The organism is Micropruina sp., assembly GCF_047606365.1.
GTDB lineage: Bacteria > Actinomycetota > Actinomycetes > Propionibacteriales > Propionibacteriaceae > Micropruina.
The window spans coordinates 1-12,587 of sequence record NZ_JASGEN010000132.1 but is presented as its reverse complement, the minus strand read 5'-3'; the positions used below and the strand labels follow the sequence as shown (position 1 = coordinate 12,587).

The following is a 12,587-nucleotide window of genomic DNA, read 5'->3' as shown; positions in this document are numbered from 1 at the left end:
AGGAGGGTCGCAATCGGGGCTGGATCTGATGGCTTAAGCTTCCGGGGTGACAGAACTCTCCCCTACCAGCATCGGGTACCTGATCCGGGACGCCCGCAGGCAGCGCGGACTCTCTCAACAGGAGTTGGCGGACGAGCTGGGCACCTCACGTGAGACCGTCAACGATCTGGAGGCCGGCCAGCGGGAACTCTCCGTCGATCTGGTGAACAGGATCGCCGAGGCGCTGGAGCAGCCGCAGACCACCAGCGGTGCGCTGCACCTGCGGATCCACGGTGAGGCGACGCTCAGCGGGTCGATCAAGGTCCGGTCGTCCAAGAACGCAGCGGTCGCGCTGCTGTGCGCCTCGCTGCTGAACCGCGGCCGCACGGTGCTGCGCGGGATCGCGCAGATCGAGGAGGTCAACCGGATCCTCGAGGTGCTCACCAGCATCGGGGTGAAGGCGACCTGGTCGGACGACCGCACCGAACTCGAACTGGTCCGCCCGGACCGGTTGGAACTCGCCAAGATGGACGTCGAGGCCGCCCGCCGGACCCGCTCGATCATCATGTTCCTCGGTCCGCTGCTGCACGACGAGCAGACCTTCGAACTGCCCTACGCCGGCGGCTGCAACCTGGGCACCCGCACCGTCACGCCGCATCTGCAGGCGTTGCGCCACTTCGGCCTCGACATCAAGGCCACCGAGGGCTCCTACCACGCCCGGGTTACTCCGATCGACCCGTTCGCGCATCGCTCGATCACCCTCACCGAGCGCGGCGACACGGTGACCGAGAACGTCCTGATGGCGGCGGCGCGGCACCCGGGTGAGACCGTCATCCGCAACGCCAGCAGCAACTACATGGTGCAGGATCTGTGCTTCTTCCTGCAGCAGCTCGGCGTCCACGTCGACGGCATCGGCTCGACCACCCTGCGGGTGCGCGGACTGCCGCTGATCGACACCGACATCGCCTTCGCGCCGTCCGAGGATCCGATCGAGGCGATGAGCCTGCTCACCGCGGCCATCGTGACCGGCTCCGAGCTCACCGTGCAGCGGTGCCCGATCGAGTTCCTGGAGATCGAGCTGGAGATTCTGGCCGAGATGGGCCAGTCGTTCGACCTGTCGCCGGAGTACCCGGCCGAGAACGGCAACACCCGACTGGTCGATATCACCGTGCATCCCTCCGAGCTGTACGCCAGTTCGGACAAGATCCACCCGATGCCGTTCCCCGGCCTGAACATCGACAACCTGCCGTTCTTCGCGGTGATCGCCGCGGTGGCGCAGGGCCGGACGATGATCCACGACTGGGTGTACGAGAACCGGGCCATCCACCTGGTCGAGCTGACCAAGCTGGGCGCCAACGTCCAGCTGCTCGACCCGCACCGGATCATCGTCACCGGCCCGACCCGCTGGCGCGGCCAGGAGGTCATCTCTCCCCCGGCCCTGCGCCCCGCCGTCTGCCTGCTTTTGGCCGCCCTCGCGGCCCGGGGCACCAGCGTGCTGCGCGACGTCTACGTGATCAACCGCGGCTACGAGGATCTGCCGAACCGGCTCAACGCCCTGGGCGCCAAGATCGAGGTCTTCCGCGACTGACCCGCAACCGGTACGAAGGGACGGTTCTTTTCGTTCCACCGAATTGCTGTAGGTGGAACGAAAGGAACCGTCCCTTTCGAACCGGGGTCAGCGCACCTGGTGGACGTCGAAGTGGTACGTGGGGGTGACGATCTCGTCCTGGGCGGCCACCAACTGGAGCTCGGACAGGCCGGAATCGGCGGTCTGCTTGAGCACCGAGTAGACGATGTCGGCGGTGGCGCCGACCGCCTCCGCAGCGGACTGGGTGCGCAGCCAGTGCGCCAGGAACATGGCGGCGGTCAGATCGCCGGAACCGGTGAAGGTGCGGTCCAGCCGCGGGGTGGTCACCTGCCAGGCACCCTCGCCGGTGACGGCCAGCATGGTCAGCGAATCGTCATCGGTGGTGTCGGTCACCACGGACGTCACCAGCACCGTCTCCGGGCCGACGGCCCGCAGCGCGTGGGCGGCTTCGATCACCTCGTCCAGGGTGTGCGTCTCGCGGCCGGTGAGGAAGTCGAGTTCGAAATGGTTCGGGGTGACGATCTGCGCCTTCGGCACCACCTGGTCGCGCATGAACTCCGGAATGCCGGGCCGGACGAAGAAGCCGCGTCCGACATCGCCCATCACCGGATCACAGCAGTAGATCGCGCGCGCACTGCGCTCCTTCACCAGGGCGACCGCGTCGAGCACCACGGCGCCGACCTCTTCGGCACCCTGGTAGCCGGACAGCACAGCGTCCACCCGTGGCAGCACGCCCCGCTCGTCGATGCCCCGGATCACCTCGGCCACGTCCTCGGCGGCCAGCAGCGGTCCGCGCCATTCCCCGTACCCGGTGTGGTTGGAGAAGTGCACGGTGAGCACCGGCCAGACCTCGACACCGGACCGCATCAGCGGGAAGGTGGCTGCGCTGTTACCCACGTGGCCGTACGCGACGGACGACTGGATCGACAGGATTGTTGTCACGAGGCCCTATTGTGTCGCACACCGTCGTGCGGTGGAAACGCTCTCGGCGATCAGCACAGGAAGGCGTCCAGCGCGGCCGCCTCAGCCTCCAACTCGGCAGCCCGCTGTTCCTCACCGCGGGCCCGGTAGTCGGCCGCCGCGGCTAGCCGCTCGTCGCGTTCCGCACTGACGATCTCCAGGGTGTGGTCCTCGTCCAGCTCGCGGCGATCAGCCTCGGCCACCCCGACGCCGACCGCAGTCCCGGCCACATGCTCACTGGTCGCGGGCGGGCCGCCGGTGGTCTCGGGCACGACGGCCTCGGCGTTCTCGATGGCTGCCAGTGCCGAACGGATCGCATTGCGCGCAGGGGTGTCCCGCGCCTTCATTGCGCCCGGCAGGGCGTCCCGCAGGGCCTGACGAATGGGTGCTGAAGTCTCCGACATGCCCCGATTATGGCCCCCATGTCCATCCCTCACCCATACTGAACGCGTGCAGGCCGGTGACTACCGCTACTTCGACACACGGTTCGCCGCCATGGCGCACCGCGGCGGCTTCCTCTCCGAGGCCGACCGCCCGCGCGAGAACACCCTGTACGCCTTCAGCCGGGCCGTCGAGCGCGGCTATCGCTATCTGGAGACCGACGTCCACGTCTCCGCCGACGGCGAGCTGTTCGCCTTCCACGACAACACCCTGGACCGGGTCACCGACGCCACCGGCGTGCCCGAACGGCTGCCCTGGCGCGAACTGAGCCAGGTGCGGATCGCCGGCATCGACCCGATTCCCACCTTTGACGAACTGCTGGAGGCGCTCCCGGAGGCCCGGTTCAACATCGACCTCAAGGTGCCGCAGGCCATCGAACCGCTGATCCGGGCGCTGGACGCCCACCATGCCCACGACCGGGTGTGCGTCGGTTCGTTCTCGTCGGCCCGGATCCGGGCCTTCCGCCGGCGCACCCACGGACGCGTCGCGACCGCGGCCGGCCCGGCGGGGGTGGCCTGGCAGGCCTACGCACCACTCGGACGGCGCCTCGTCGCCTCGCCGGGCGTCGTGCTGCAGATCCCCGCGCGGGCCTGGCACGACCGGATGCCCGTCCTCACCCGCGGCCTGATCCGGACGGCGCACGCCGCCGGCCGCGCGGTGCACGTCTGGACGGTCAACGACCGGACCGAGATGGAACGACTGATCGACCTCGGCGTGGACGGCCTGGTCAGCGACCGGATCGACGTGCTGGCCGAGGTGCTGACCGAGCGCGGCCTATGGGAGGGCAACTGATGGGTGACGTCCGGCAGAAACAGCGCAGTACACCGCAGCAGCGCGCCTGGTACTGGTACGACTGGGCGAACTCGGCCTATGTGACGACGACCGCGACCGTCATTCTCGGCCCTTACCTGACCAGCCTGGCAACCAACGCCGCCTGCCCCGACCTCGAATCGGGCGCGGTCTGCGAGAACCCGGTGTCGCTGTTGGGCTTCGGTGTGCTGCCCGGAGCAGTGCATCCCTTCCTGGTCACCATCTCCACGATCCTGACCACGATCGCGCTGCTGCTGGTCGGAGTCATCGCCGACCGCTCCCGGCATCCGCAGTGGTGGCTCGGCGCTCTGGCCTGGGTGGGCGCGGCGGCGGCGTCCGCGATGTTCTTCCTGAGCGGCGACAACTGGCAGCTCGGCGCCGTCCTGATGATCGTGGCCAACCTGTGCATCGGATCGTCCCAGGTCATCTACGACGGCATTCTGGTGCGGATCGCGTCCCCCGACGACCGTGACCGGGTGTCCAGTCGCGGCTGGGCGCTCGGCTATCTCGGCGGCGGACTGCTGCTGGCGCTCAATCTGGTGGTGATGACCGCCTACGAACCGCTCGGCATCAGCTACGGCATGGCCATCCGGCTCAGCCTGCTGTCGGCAGGCCTGTGGTGGGGCGTGTTCACCATCATCCCGGTGCTGGGCCTGCGTTCACTGCCGCAACGCACCCTGGCCGAGGTGACCCACTCCCCCCCGGCCCGGCGCAATCCGCTGCGGCAGCTGGCCGACACCTTCATCGACCTGCGGCGCTACCCGCAGACCCTGCTCTTCCTGGTCGCCTACCTGTTCTTCAACGACGGCATCCAAACCGTGATCGGCCAGTCCAGCCTGTACGCCCAGCTCGAACTGGGCATGAACACCTCGCAGGTGATGATCACCTTCCTGCTCACCCAGTTCGTCGCCTTCGGCGGTGCCCTGCTGTTCGGACGCGTCGCCGCCCGGCTGGGCGCGAAACGCACCGTGCTGATCGGCATCGTGATCTGGTTCGGCGTGGTGTCGGTGGCCTTCTTCCTGCCGGCCGGCATCTTCGGCGCACTGCTCGCGCTCGGTGCGGCGATCGGGTTGGTGATGGGCGGCACCCAGGCGTTGAGCCGGTCGATGTACTCCCAGCTGGTGCCCAAGGGCCGCGAGTCGGAGTACTTCAGCTTCTATCAGGCGATGGAGCGCGGGACCAGCTGGCTGGGCACGTTGAGTTTCGCGCTGGTCTTCCAGTTCAGCCACTCCTACCGCTGGGCGATCCTCACTTTGGTGCTCTTCTTCCTAGTCGGAGGCCTGTTGCTGAGCCGGGTCGATATGCGCCGGGGAATCACCGAGGCCGGAAATGCGTTACCCAAAGTCCTGTGAGCGGCTTGGGGTCACCCGGTAGCGTGGAGACGGCCGGTCGACCGCTGGGTCGTCCGGGGTGGAGGGAGAAATTATGGCTGAGCGATCACTGCGCGGCTCGGGCTTGGGCTCGAAGAGCTTCGCCGACGGCGCCGGCGTCGAATTCGCGGCACGTCAGGAAACTGGTTTCGACTGCCCCAAGGGTCACCACTTCAGCGTCACCTTCGCCGAAGAGGCCGACCTGCCCACCGAGTGGGAATGCCCCCGGTGCGGCGCGGTCGCGCGGCGTTCGGACGGCGTCGAGCCCGAGGCCAAAGCGGTCAAGCCCCCGCGTACCCACTGGGACATGCTGCGGGAGCGACGCTCCATCGAAGAGCTGGAGGAGCTGCTGGCCGAACGGCTGGACGAGATCCGCGGCAACTGACGGCTGCAAGCAAGCACTGACCACCGCTGGTCGAGCCTGTCGAGACCCCGGCGCCACATCGCGCTGAAAGAGGTTTCGACAAGCTCAGCCGGCGGTGGTCGGGGTTTAGGGCTCGATCTCGCCTTTGATCACGGTGGGATCGGACGCCTGACCGGGCGGTTTCGGCGCGCTGTCGCGGGTGGGCTCCTCGGGTACGGCCTCACCGCGGATCACCGTGTCGCGCTCCATCTTCGCCCGCATCACGTTCAGGTCGATGCCGGAGCGGGCGGCCCGCCGCGCGATGAACAGTTGCAGCAGCCCGCGGGCCAGCGGCCGGGTGAACGGCAGCAGGAAGATCAGCCCGAACACGTCGGTGAAGAAGCCCGGCACCATCACCAGCACCCCGCCGACCATGATCAGCACCGGGTCGAGCAGTTCGCCGCCGGGCAGCCGTCCGGAACTGACCGATTCGTTGAGCGCCCGCCATGCCTTGGCGCCCTCACGTCGCATCAGCCAGCCGCCCAGGATCGCCTGGCCGATCAGGATGGCCAGCGTGGGCAGCGCGCCGATCTGCTGTGCGACGCTGACCAGCAGCCATACCTCGACCACCGGGACGAGGACGAGGAACAGCAGCACCAGCGGCGCCAGCCAGGGACGCCGTCCGCGTGCGGGCTGCTGCGGAACGGTCATTTGCTTGCCCGGCGCTTGTGGAAGCCGAGGTAGTTCTTCACCTGCTGGCCGCGCTTGGCGACGCCCCACCGGGTGGTCAGCAGGGCCGCTTCGACGGCGATGCCGCTGCTCATCTTGGAGTCGCCCCGCTCGCGCTCGATGAACTCGATAGGTACCTCGACCACCCGAAAGCCACGTTCCACCGCACGCCGGGCCAGATCGATCTGGAAGGCGTAGCCGGCCGACTCAACGGTATCGAGATCGATGCCGCGCAGCGTGTCGGCCCGGAACGCGGTGAATCCGCCGGTGATGTCCCGCAACGGAATGCCGAGCATGATCCGCGACCACAGCGAGCCGCCCAGCGAGATGAACTTGCGGTGCCAGGGCCAGTTCTTGATCGACCCGCCGGGCACCCACCGGGAGCCCTTCACCATGTCGGCGTCCTTCAACGCCCGCAACATGCTCGGCAACTGCTCCGGCTGATGCGAACCGTCGGCGTCATGCTCCACCAGCACCCCATAGCCATGCTCCAACCCCCAGGCGAAGCTGGCCAGGTAGGTGGCACCCAGGCCCTCCTTGGCCCGTCGATGCAACACATGCACCTGCTCGTCGGAGGCCGCCAGGTCGTCGGCGATCCGGCCCGTGCCGTCCGGCGAGTTGTCATCGGCGATCAGGATGTCGGCGTCCGGCACCGCCGCACGCAACCGCTGCACGATCGGAATGACGTTCTCGGCCTCGTTGTAGGTGGGGATGATGACGAGCACCTTGCCCAACTCTGCCCACTCGGGCGTGGCTGTGGCGTTGCTCGCGGTTTCGGTCACATCGTCTCCTGGGTCGATACAGAGCTTCCATTCTGCCGCATCCGTCCGGCGCTCCCCCGATGCCGCCACCCGGTCCAGACCAAGGCCAGCACGGTGGTCCCGATCAGCACCGCTTGCACGATGCCCGAGTACAGCACCGCGGGGGTGGCGCCGGTGCGCAACGGCAGTTCGGTGACTCCGGACGCCGACTGGAACTCGGGCAGGGTGAACGCGACGCTGCCGTCCGGACGGATCAGGCCGGAGGTGCCGGTGGTGGTGACCACCAGGATCTCGCGGCGCAACTCCGCCGCCCGTGCCCGGGTGATCTCGAACTGCTGCGCCACCTGACGGGTGCCCACGTACATGGCGTTGCTGCTCTGCACCACGTTCACCTCGGCGCCCCCCTGCACCGTGTCGTGCACGGTGCCGTCGTAGGCCACCTCGTAGCAGATCAGATCGCCGACCTGGATCGTCCGGCCGGGCAGGCTCACCGGAAGGACGCCGGGTCCGGTGCCGGGGATCGACTGCGCCCCCACGTAGCGCACCACCGGGAACAACGGCTCGAGGATGGACCGCAGCGGCACCCACTCACCGAACGGCACCAGGTTGCGTTTGTCGTAGCGGGCGCCCGGTCCGGTGTTCGGGTACCACATGATGGCGGCGGTCTGCCGCGTGTAGGCCGCCGGGTCCTCGGTGATGGTGCCGACCAGGATCGGGACGCCGACCGCGCTCACCGCCGTCCCCACGGCGGCACCGGTGCGGACGTCGCGGAACGGGTCGAGGTCGGTGCCGTTCTCGGGCCACACCACGAAGTCGGGTTTCGGCAGCTCGCCGGCGTTCACCTTGGCGGCCAGCCGCTGGGTTTCGGCCAGATGGTTGTAGGTGATGGTGCGGGGCGCGCCGAGACCGTAGATGCCGCCGCCGGGCGCGTTGCCCTGCACGTACCCGACGCTGACACTGCCCTGCTCGGCACCCGCGGGCACCAGTAGCCCCAGCAGCCCGCTGAGCAGGACGGCGAGTGCGGCCGCGGCGCCGATCAGCCGGCGGCGTCCGTGGGCGGTGAGCACGATCCAGGCGATCAGTTGGGCGATCAGGGCCATGGCGAACCCGGCGCCGGGGACGCCGACGAGCGGCAGCAGACCGGCCAGCGGAGAGTCGACGGTGGTGTAGCCGAGCCGCAGCCAGGGGAAGCCACCGAAGGGCACATTGCCGATCAGATATTCGACGACCAGCCAGCTACCTGCAGCCAGCAGCGGCCAGAACCGCGACCGTCCGGCCAGCCGCAGCAGCACGCCGAACAGCGCCAGATAGCAGGCCTCCAACGCCGACAACGCGATCATCGCTTCGACGAAGACGACGCTCATCCAGGTGACGCCGGTGAGATACCAGGCGAGTCCGAAACAGAAGCCGGTCACCGCGGCCTGCCACCAGCTCGGTGCGGGCAGCGCCAGCAGGGTGAGGCAACTCATCGCCAGAATCAGCACCGGCCACCAACCGGTGGGTGCGAAACCGAGGGTGGCGGCGGCACCCGCCAACGCCGCCAGCGAACTTCGCAGCCACCACGGCAGGGCGCGCAGGCGGTCGGTCACGGAGGGCATGCTACCCAGGGCTGGGAAGCCCGATCAGAGAACGGCGCGCCCCCGGAACGGGACGGACAACACCAGCGTGGTGTGGGTGGACGCGCCCGCCGCCAACCGGATCTGGGTCAGCAGCGTCTCCAGCGCGGCCGGGGTGGCCACCTGGACGATCAGGATGTAGCTGGCGTCGCCGGCGACCGAATAGCAGGACACGATGTTCGACAGGTGGGAGAGCCGTTCGGGAATCTGGTCATCGGTGGCCGGGTCGGTGCCGTTGAGCGCGATGAACGCGGTCAACGCCAGACCGAGTGCTTCCGCGCTGAGTTCGGCGCGATAACCGGTGATCAGACCGCGTTGCTCCAGCCGGCGGACCCGCTGCTGGGCCGCGGACGTCGACAGTCCGGTCTCCCTGCCGATGTCGGTGTACGACATGCGACCGTCCCGAGACAGCAGCGCGAGAATTTGGCGGTCCGTGCTCTCCATGGCCCAATCGTGTCACTATGTGCGGGTGAAACCGGAATCTTTGCAGCTTTATGACACAGCATCGCTGTATTTCCGGGCTTTTTTCGGTCTACCGAGCTCGCTGCGGGCCCTGGACGGCCAGCCGGTGAACGCCGTCCGGGGTCTGCTGGACTTCCTGGCCCGGTTCATCACCGAGTACCGGCCCACCCATGCGGCGGCCTGCTGGGACAACGCCTGGCGTCCGGCGTGGCGGGTCGAGCTGGTACCCAGCTACAAGGCGCACCGGGTGCTGGCCGGTGACGTCGAGGTCGTCCCCGACGAACTGAGCCCGCAGGTGCCGTACATCCGCGCCGTCCTGGACGCCCTCGGCATCGCCATCGTCGGTGCGGACGATCACGAGGCGGACGACGTGATCGGCACCCTGGCGTCGACGGCGTCCGTGCCGGTGGACGTGATCACCGGCGACCGGGACCTGTTCCAGCTCATCGACGACGAGCGTCAGGTGCGAGTGCTGTCGGTGGTGAAGGGCGTCCGCAACCACGAGCGGGTCACCGACGAGGTGCTGCGCCAGCGCTACGGCATCGACGGCGCCGGCTACGCCGATTTCGCCACGCTGCGCGGCGACGCCTCGGACGGCCTACCGGGCGTGGCCGGGATCGGTGAGAAGACCGCCGCCCGGCTGATCGCCGACCACGGCGACCTGGAAGGGGTGCTGGCGGCGGCGTCCGCGAAACGGCTCTCCCCCGCCCTCACCAACCGGCTCACCGCCGGCATCGACTACCTGGCCGGTGCTCGCGAGGTCGTCCGGGTCAAGCGCGATCTGCCGCTGGGCGTCACCCTGGACGACCTCCGCCTGCCCGGCGCGCCCGTCCAGCCGGAGGTGTTCGCCGAGCTCGCCGAACTGCTCAACCTGGGCGGCGCCGCCGACCGCATCGTCACGGCGCTGGCGGTCAACGCCTGAGTGTCGTCGCGACATTGCGAACTCCGGGGTTACTCTGGTCCCGTTCTCAGTCGATGGAGTACCCGATGATCAGCCTGAGTGTTCCCACACCGCGGCTCGTCGGCGTGCGGATAGCGAGCATGACTGAGACGCCTCTACCAGTTCCTGGTGCTGCCACCGTTCCGCGCTTATGCGGAACGGTTTCTTTTTGCCCGCAGCCAGCGGGAAGGAGTATCTGAATGGCCGTGCTCGTCCTGAATACTGACAACACCGCGCTGCACACCGTGTCCTTGCAGCATGCGATCGGCATGCTGCTGCGCAAGGTGGCGGTGATCGAATCCGCCCATCCCGACCTGGTGTTCGGCAGCTATCCGCAGCCGGAGGTGCTCCGGCTGGTGCGCTACGTGAAGACCACATTTCTCTACGGACGTGCGCCCGGCTGGACCAAGCGCGGGGTGCTGAAGCGGGATTCGCACACCTGCGGCTACTGCGGCGACCGGGCCACCACCGTCGACCACATCCTGCCCCAGTCCAAGGGCGGCCGGAACACCTGGACGAACACCGTCGCGGCTTGTCACACCTGCAATGCCCGGAAGGCGAACCGGACGCCGTCCGAGGCCGGGATGCCGCTGAAGACCAAGGCGTACGCGCCCAGCCGATTGCAGCTGATGGCCGCCTGACGTCGGGGCGTGTCATCGCCCCTATGCTGACCCCGGAAATTCCACATTGTGTCGAGGGGAAGCATGAGCCGTCCAGAATCACGGAGCGCGACGCTGCCCCCGGATCCCAGCGCCGAGGAGCTGGCCGACCTGGTGGCGTCCACACCGCCGTCGGGCAAGCGGCGTCCGATCGGGCTGCTGGTGGCCGTCGCCACCCTGGGCTCGCTGCTGTTCGGCTATGACACCGGCGTCATCGCGGGCGCACTGCCCTACCTCTACCTTCCGATCGCCGGCGGCGGACTGGCGCTCACCCCGCTCGATGAGGGCCTGGTCGGCGGCTGCCTGGCCGTGGGTGCGGCGATCGGCGCCATCGTCGGCGGACGGCTCGCCGACCGGCACGGACGTCGGCACAACATCCTGCTGCTCGCGCTGATCTTCATCGTCGGCACGGTCGGCTCGGCGCTGGCCGGCAACGTACTGATCCTGTCGCTGTTCCGCGTCGTTCTCGGCTTCGCTGTCGGCGGGGCCTCGTCCAGCGTGCCGATGTATCTGTCCGAGTCGGCGCCGCAACGCATCCGCGGTCCGCTGGTCGCCGTCGATCAGTTCATGATCGTGTTCGGCCAGCTGCTGGCCTACTCCACCAACGCCATGCTGTCGGCCTCCCGCGGCGGGCCCCAGGTGCAGGTGGCGTCCGACCCCAGCGGGCAGTTCGCGGCCGGGTCGTGGATTCCGTGGGATCTGGCCGGCCACATCGAAGGGCTGGTGGTCGCCGCCGGCAACGGCGGGGTGTGGCGGTACATGCTGGTGCTCGGCACGCTGCCGGCCATCGCGTTGTGGATCGGCATGCGGCTGATGCCCGAATCGAGCCGCTGGTACGCCGCCAAGCACCGCTACTACGAGGCCATCGGTGCACTGAAGCGGATCCGCGACGAGCGGCGCGACGACGTCGGGGTCGAGATCCAGGGCATGGTCGAGGTGCAGCGGGTCGAGGGCCGGCAGGCGCGCTGGACGCTGCGGCAGGCCTGGTCGACCCGGTGGACCCGTCGGGTGCTGGTGATCGGCTGCTTCCTGGGCATCTTCGATCAGCTCACCGGCATCAACACCGCGATGTACTACCTGCCGAAAGTCCTGGTCGCGGCCGGGTTCTCCTCGGCCGACGCGATCACCCTGAACGTGGTCACCGGGATCGCCTCCACGATCGGTGCCGGCATCGGCATCTACCTGGTCGGACGGCTCGCCCGGCGTCACGTCGGCATCTACCAGGAGACCGGCATCGTGCTCGCGCTGTTCTCGCTGGCACTGGTCTTCGGCTTCGGCATCGCGCCGCACATCGACGCGTCCGGCGCGATCGCGGCCACCGTGCCGGCCTACCTGCCGTGGCTGGTGCTGGCGCTGGTGACCCTGTTCGTGTTCTTCAAGCAGTCCGGCACGGTCAACTGGGTGCTGGTCTCGGAGATCTTCCCGGCCCGCATCCGCGGCACTGCGCAGGGCGTCGCGGTCGCTGCCGGCTGGATCATGAACGCCGTGGTGACCTTCGCGTTCCCGGTGATGATCGCCTACCTGGGCCCGGCCTGGACCTTCGCCTGCTTCGGCCTGTTCAACGTCTTCGCGCTGCTGTTCTACCTGCGGATCGTGCCCGAGACGAAGTTCGTCAGCCTGGAGCAGCTGGAGCAGGATCTGCAGGTCCGATTCAGCTGAAAGCGCCGATCTGTCGGTTGGGCTCGTCGAGACCCTGAGCCGCCGGCGACGAGGGGTTTCGACAAGCTCAACCAGCGGTGGTCGGCAAGGGAGGGTTTCGACAAGCTCAACCAGCGGTTGGTGGGCGTCAGGACGCCGCGAGCCGGGCCACGTTCGCGGCGAACGCGGCCTGGGGGCCGCCGGGCGGGTCACCCAGGACGTGGCGCCGCATGGCCTGCCGGGCCGGCCGCAGAGGGTCGGCGCCGAGGGCGGCGTCCAGCACCTGATCGA

13 protein-coding genes are annotated in these 12,587 nt (G+C 68.5%); 7 read left to right on the top strand and 6 right to left on the bottom strand.

Annotated elements, in window-relative coordinates; all coding sequences use genetic code 11:
• Positions 1-46: 46 nt before the first annotated feature.
• Positions 47-1,567, top strand: coding sequence for a helix-turn-helix domain-containing protein (locus QM624_RS15230; RefSeq protein WP_415093288.1), 1,521 nt, complete (start codon positions 47-49; stop codon positions 1,565-1,567).
• Between the two features lie 87 nt (positions 1,568-1,654).
• Here QM624_RS15230 and pdxY read toward each other — a convergent pair whose 3' ends face one another.
• Positions 1,655-2,509, bottom strand: a complete 855-nt coding sequence (gene pdxY / locus QM624_RS15225) for a pyridoxal kinase PdxY (protein ID WP_415093286.1) — start codon at positions 2,507-2,509, stop codon at positions 1,655-1,657.
• 50 nt (positions 2,510-2,559) lie between these two features.
• Positions 2,560-2,931: a hypothetical protein gene (locus QM624_RS15220; RefSeq protein ID WP_415093284.1), complete on the bottom strand. Its 372-nt coding sequence runs from the start codon at positions 2,929-2,931 to the stop codon at positions 2,560-2,562.
• A 46-nt stretch (positions 2,932-2,977) separates the two neighbouring features.
• Here QM624_RS15220 and QM624_RS15215 point away from each other — a divergent pair, with 46 nt between their 5' ends.
• The 3 genes from QM624_RS15215 to QM624_RS15205 all read left to right on the top strand — a co-directional run bounded on the left by QM624_RS15215 (position 2,978) and on the right by QM624_RS15205 (position 5,533).
• Positions 2,978-3,760, top strand: a complete 783-nt coding sequence (locus tag QM624_RS15215; RefSeq protein ID WP_415093282.1) for a glycerophosphodiester phosphodiesterase — start codon at positions 2,978-2,980, stop codon at positions 3,758-3,760.
• A complete protein-coding gene (locus QM624_RS15210) occupies positions 3,760-5,130 on the top strand; it encodes an MFS transporter (RefSeq protein WP_415093280.1) in 1,371 nt (456 codons plus the stop codon). The genes QM624_RS15215 and QM624_RS15210 overlap by 1 nt, the downstream gene beginning before the upstream one ends.
• 73 nt (positions 5,131-5,203) lie before the next feature.
• Positions 5,204-5,533, top strand: a complete 330-nt coding sequence (locus QM624_RS15205; RefSeq protein ID WP_298134079.1) for an RNA polymerase-binding protein RbpA — start codon at positions 5,204-5,206, stop codon at positions 5,531-5,533.
• 105 nt (positions 5,534-5,638) lie between these two features.
• Here the strand turns inward: QM624_RS15205 and QM624_RS15200 are convergent, their stop codons facing one another.
• From QM624_RS15200 to QM624_RS15185, 4 genes are read right to left on the bottom strand one after another with little or no spacing between them, the layout of a single operon-like run.
• Positions 5,639-6,202, bottom strand: a complete 564-nt coding sequence (locus tag QM624_RS15200; RefSeq protein ID WP_415093278.1) for an FxsA family protein — start codon at positions 6,200-6,202, stop codon at positions 5,639-5,641.
• Positions 6,199-7,002: a polyprenol monophosphomannose synthase gene (locus tag QM624_RS15195; RefSeq protein WP_415093276.1), complete on the bottom strand. Its 804-nt coding sequence runs from the start codon at positions 7,000-7,002 to the stop codon at positions 6,199-6,201. Before QM624_RS15195 ends, QM624_RS15200 begins: the two co-directional genes overlap by 4 nt.
• Positions 6,999-8,570, bottom strand: coding sequence for an apolipoprotein N-acyltransferase (lnt, locus tag QM624_RS15190; protein ID WP_415093274.1), 1,572 nt, complete (start codon positions 8,568-8,570; stop codon positions 6,999-7,001). The genes QM624_RS15195 and lnt overlap by 4 nt, the downstream gene beginning before the upstream one ends.
• A gap of 33 nt (positions 8,571-8,603) precedes the next feature.
• Positions 8,604-9,041 (bottom strand): Lrp/AsnC family transcriptional regulator, encoded by a 438-nt coding sequence (locus QM624_RS15185; RefSeq protein ID WP_415093272.1) that lies wholly within the window; start codon positions 9,039-9,041, stop codon positions 8,604-8,606.
• A 25-nt stretch (positions 9,042-9,066) separates the two neighbouring features.
• On the opposite strand from QM624_RS15185, the gene QM624_RS15180 reads away from it, so the two are divergent.
• The 3 genes from QM624_RS15180 (at position 9,067) to QM624_RS15170 (ending at position 12,317) form a co-directional block, all read left to right on the top strand.
• Positions 9,067-9,981: a 5'-3' exonuclease gene (locus QM624_RS15180; protein WP_415093270.1), complete on the top strand. Its 915-nt coding sequence runs from the start codon at positions 9,067-9,069 to the stop codon at positions 9,979-9,981.
• A gap of 218 nt (positions 9,982-10,199) precedes the next feature.
• Positions 10,200-10,640: an HNH endonuclease gene (locus tag QM624_RS15175; protein ID WP_415093268.1), complete on the top strand. Its 441-nt coding sequence runs from the start codon at positions 10,200-10,202 to the stop codon at positions 10,638-10,640.
• 63 nt (positions 10,641-10,703) lie between these two features.
• A complete protein-coding gene (locus QM624_RS15170; RefSeq protein ID WP_415093266.1) occupies positions 10,704-12,317 on the top strand; it encodes an MFS transporter in 1,614 nt (537 codons plus the stop codon).
• Positions 12,318-12,587: the final 270 nt, after the last annotated feature.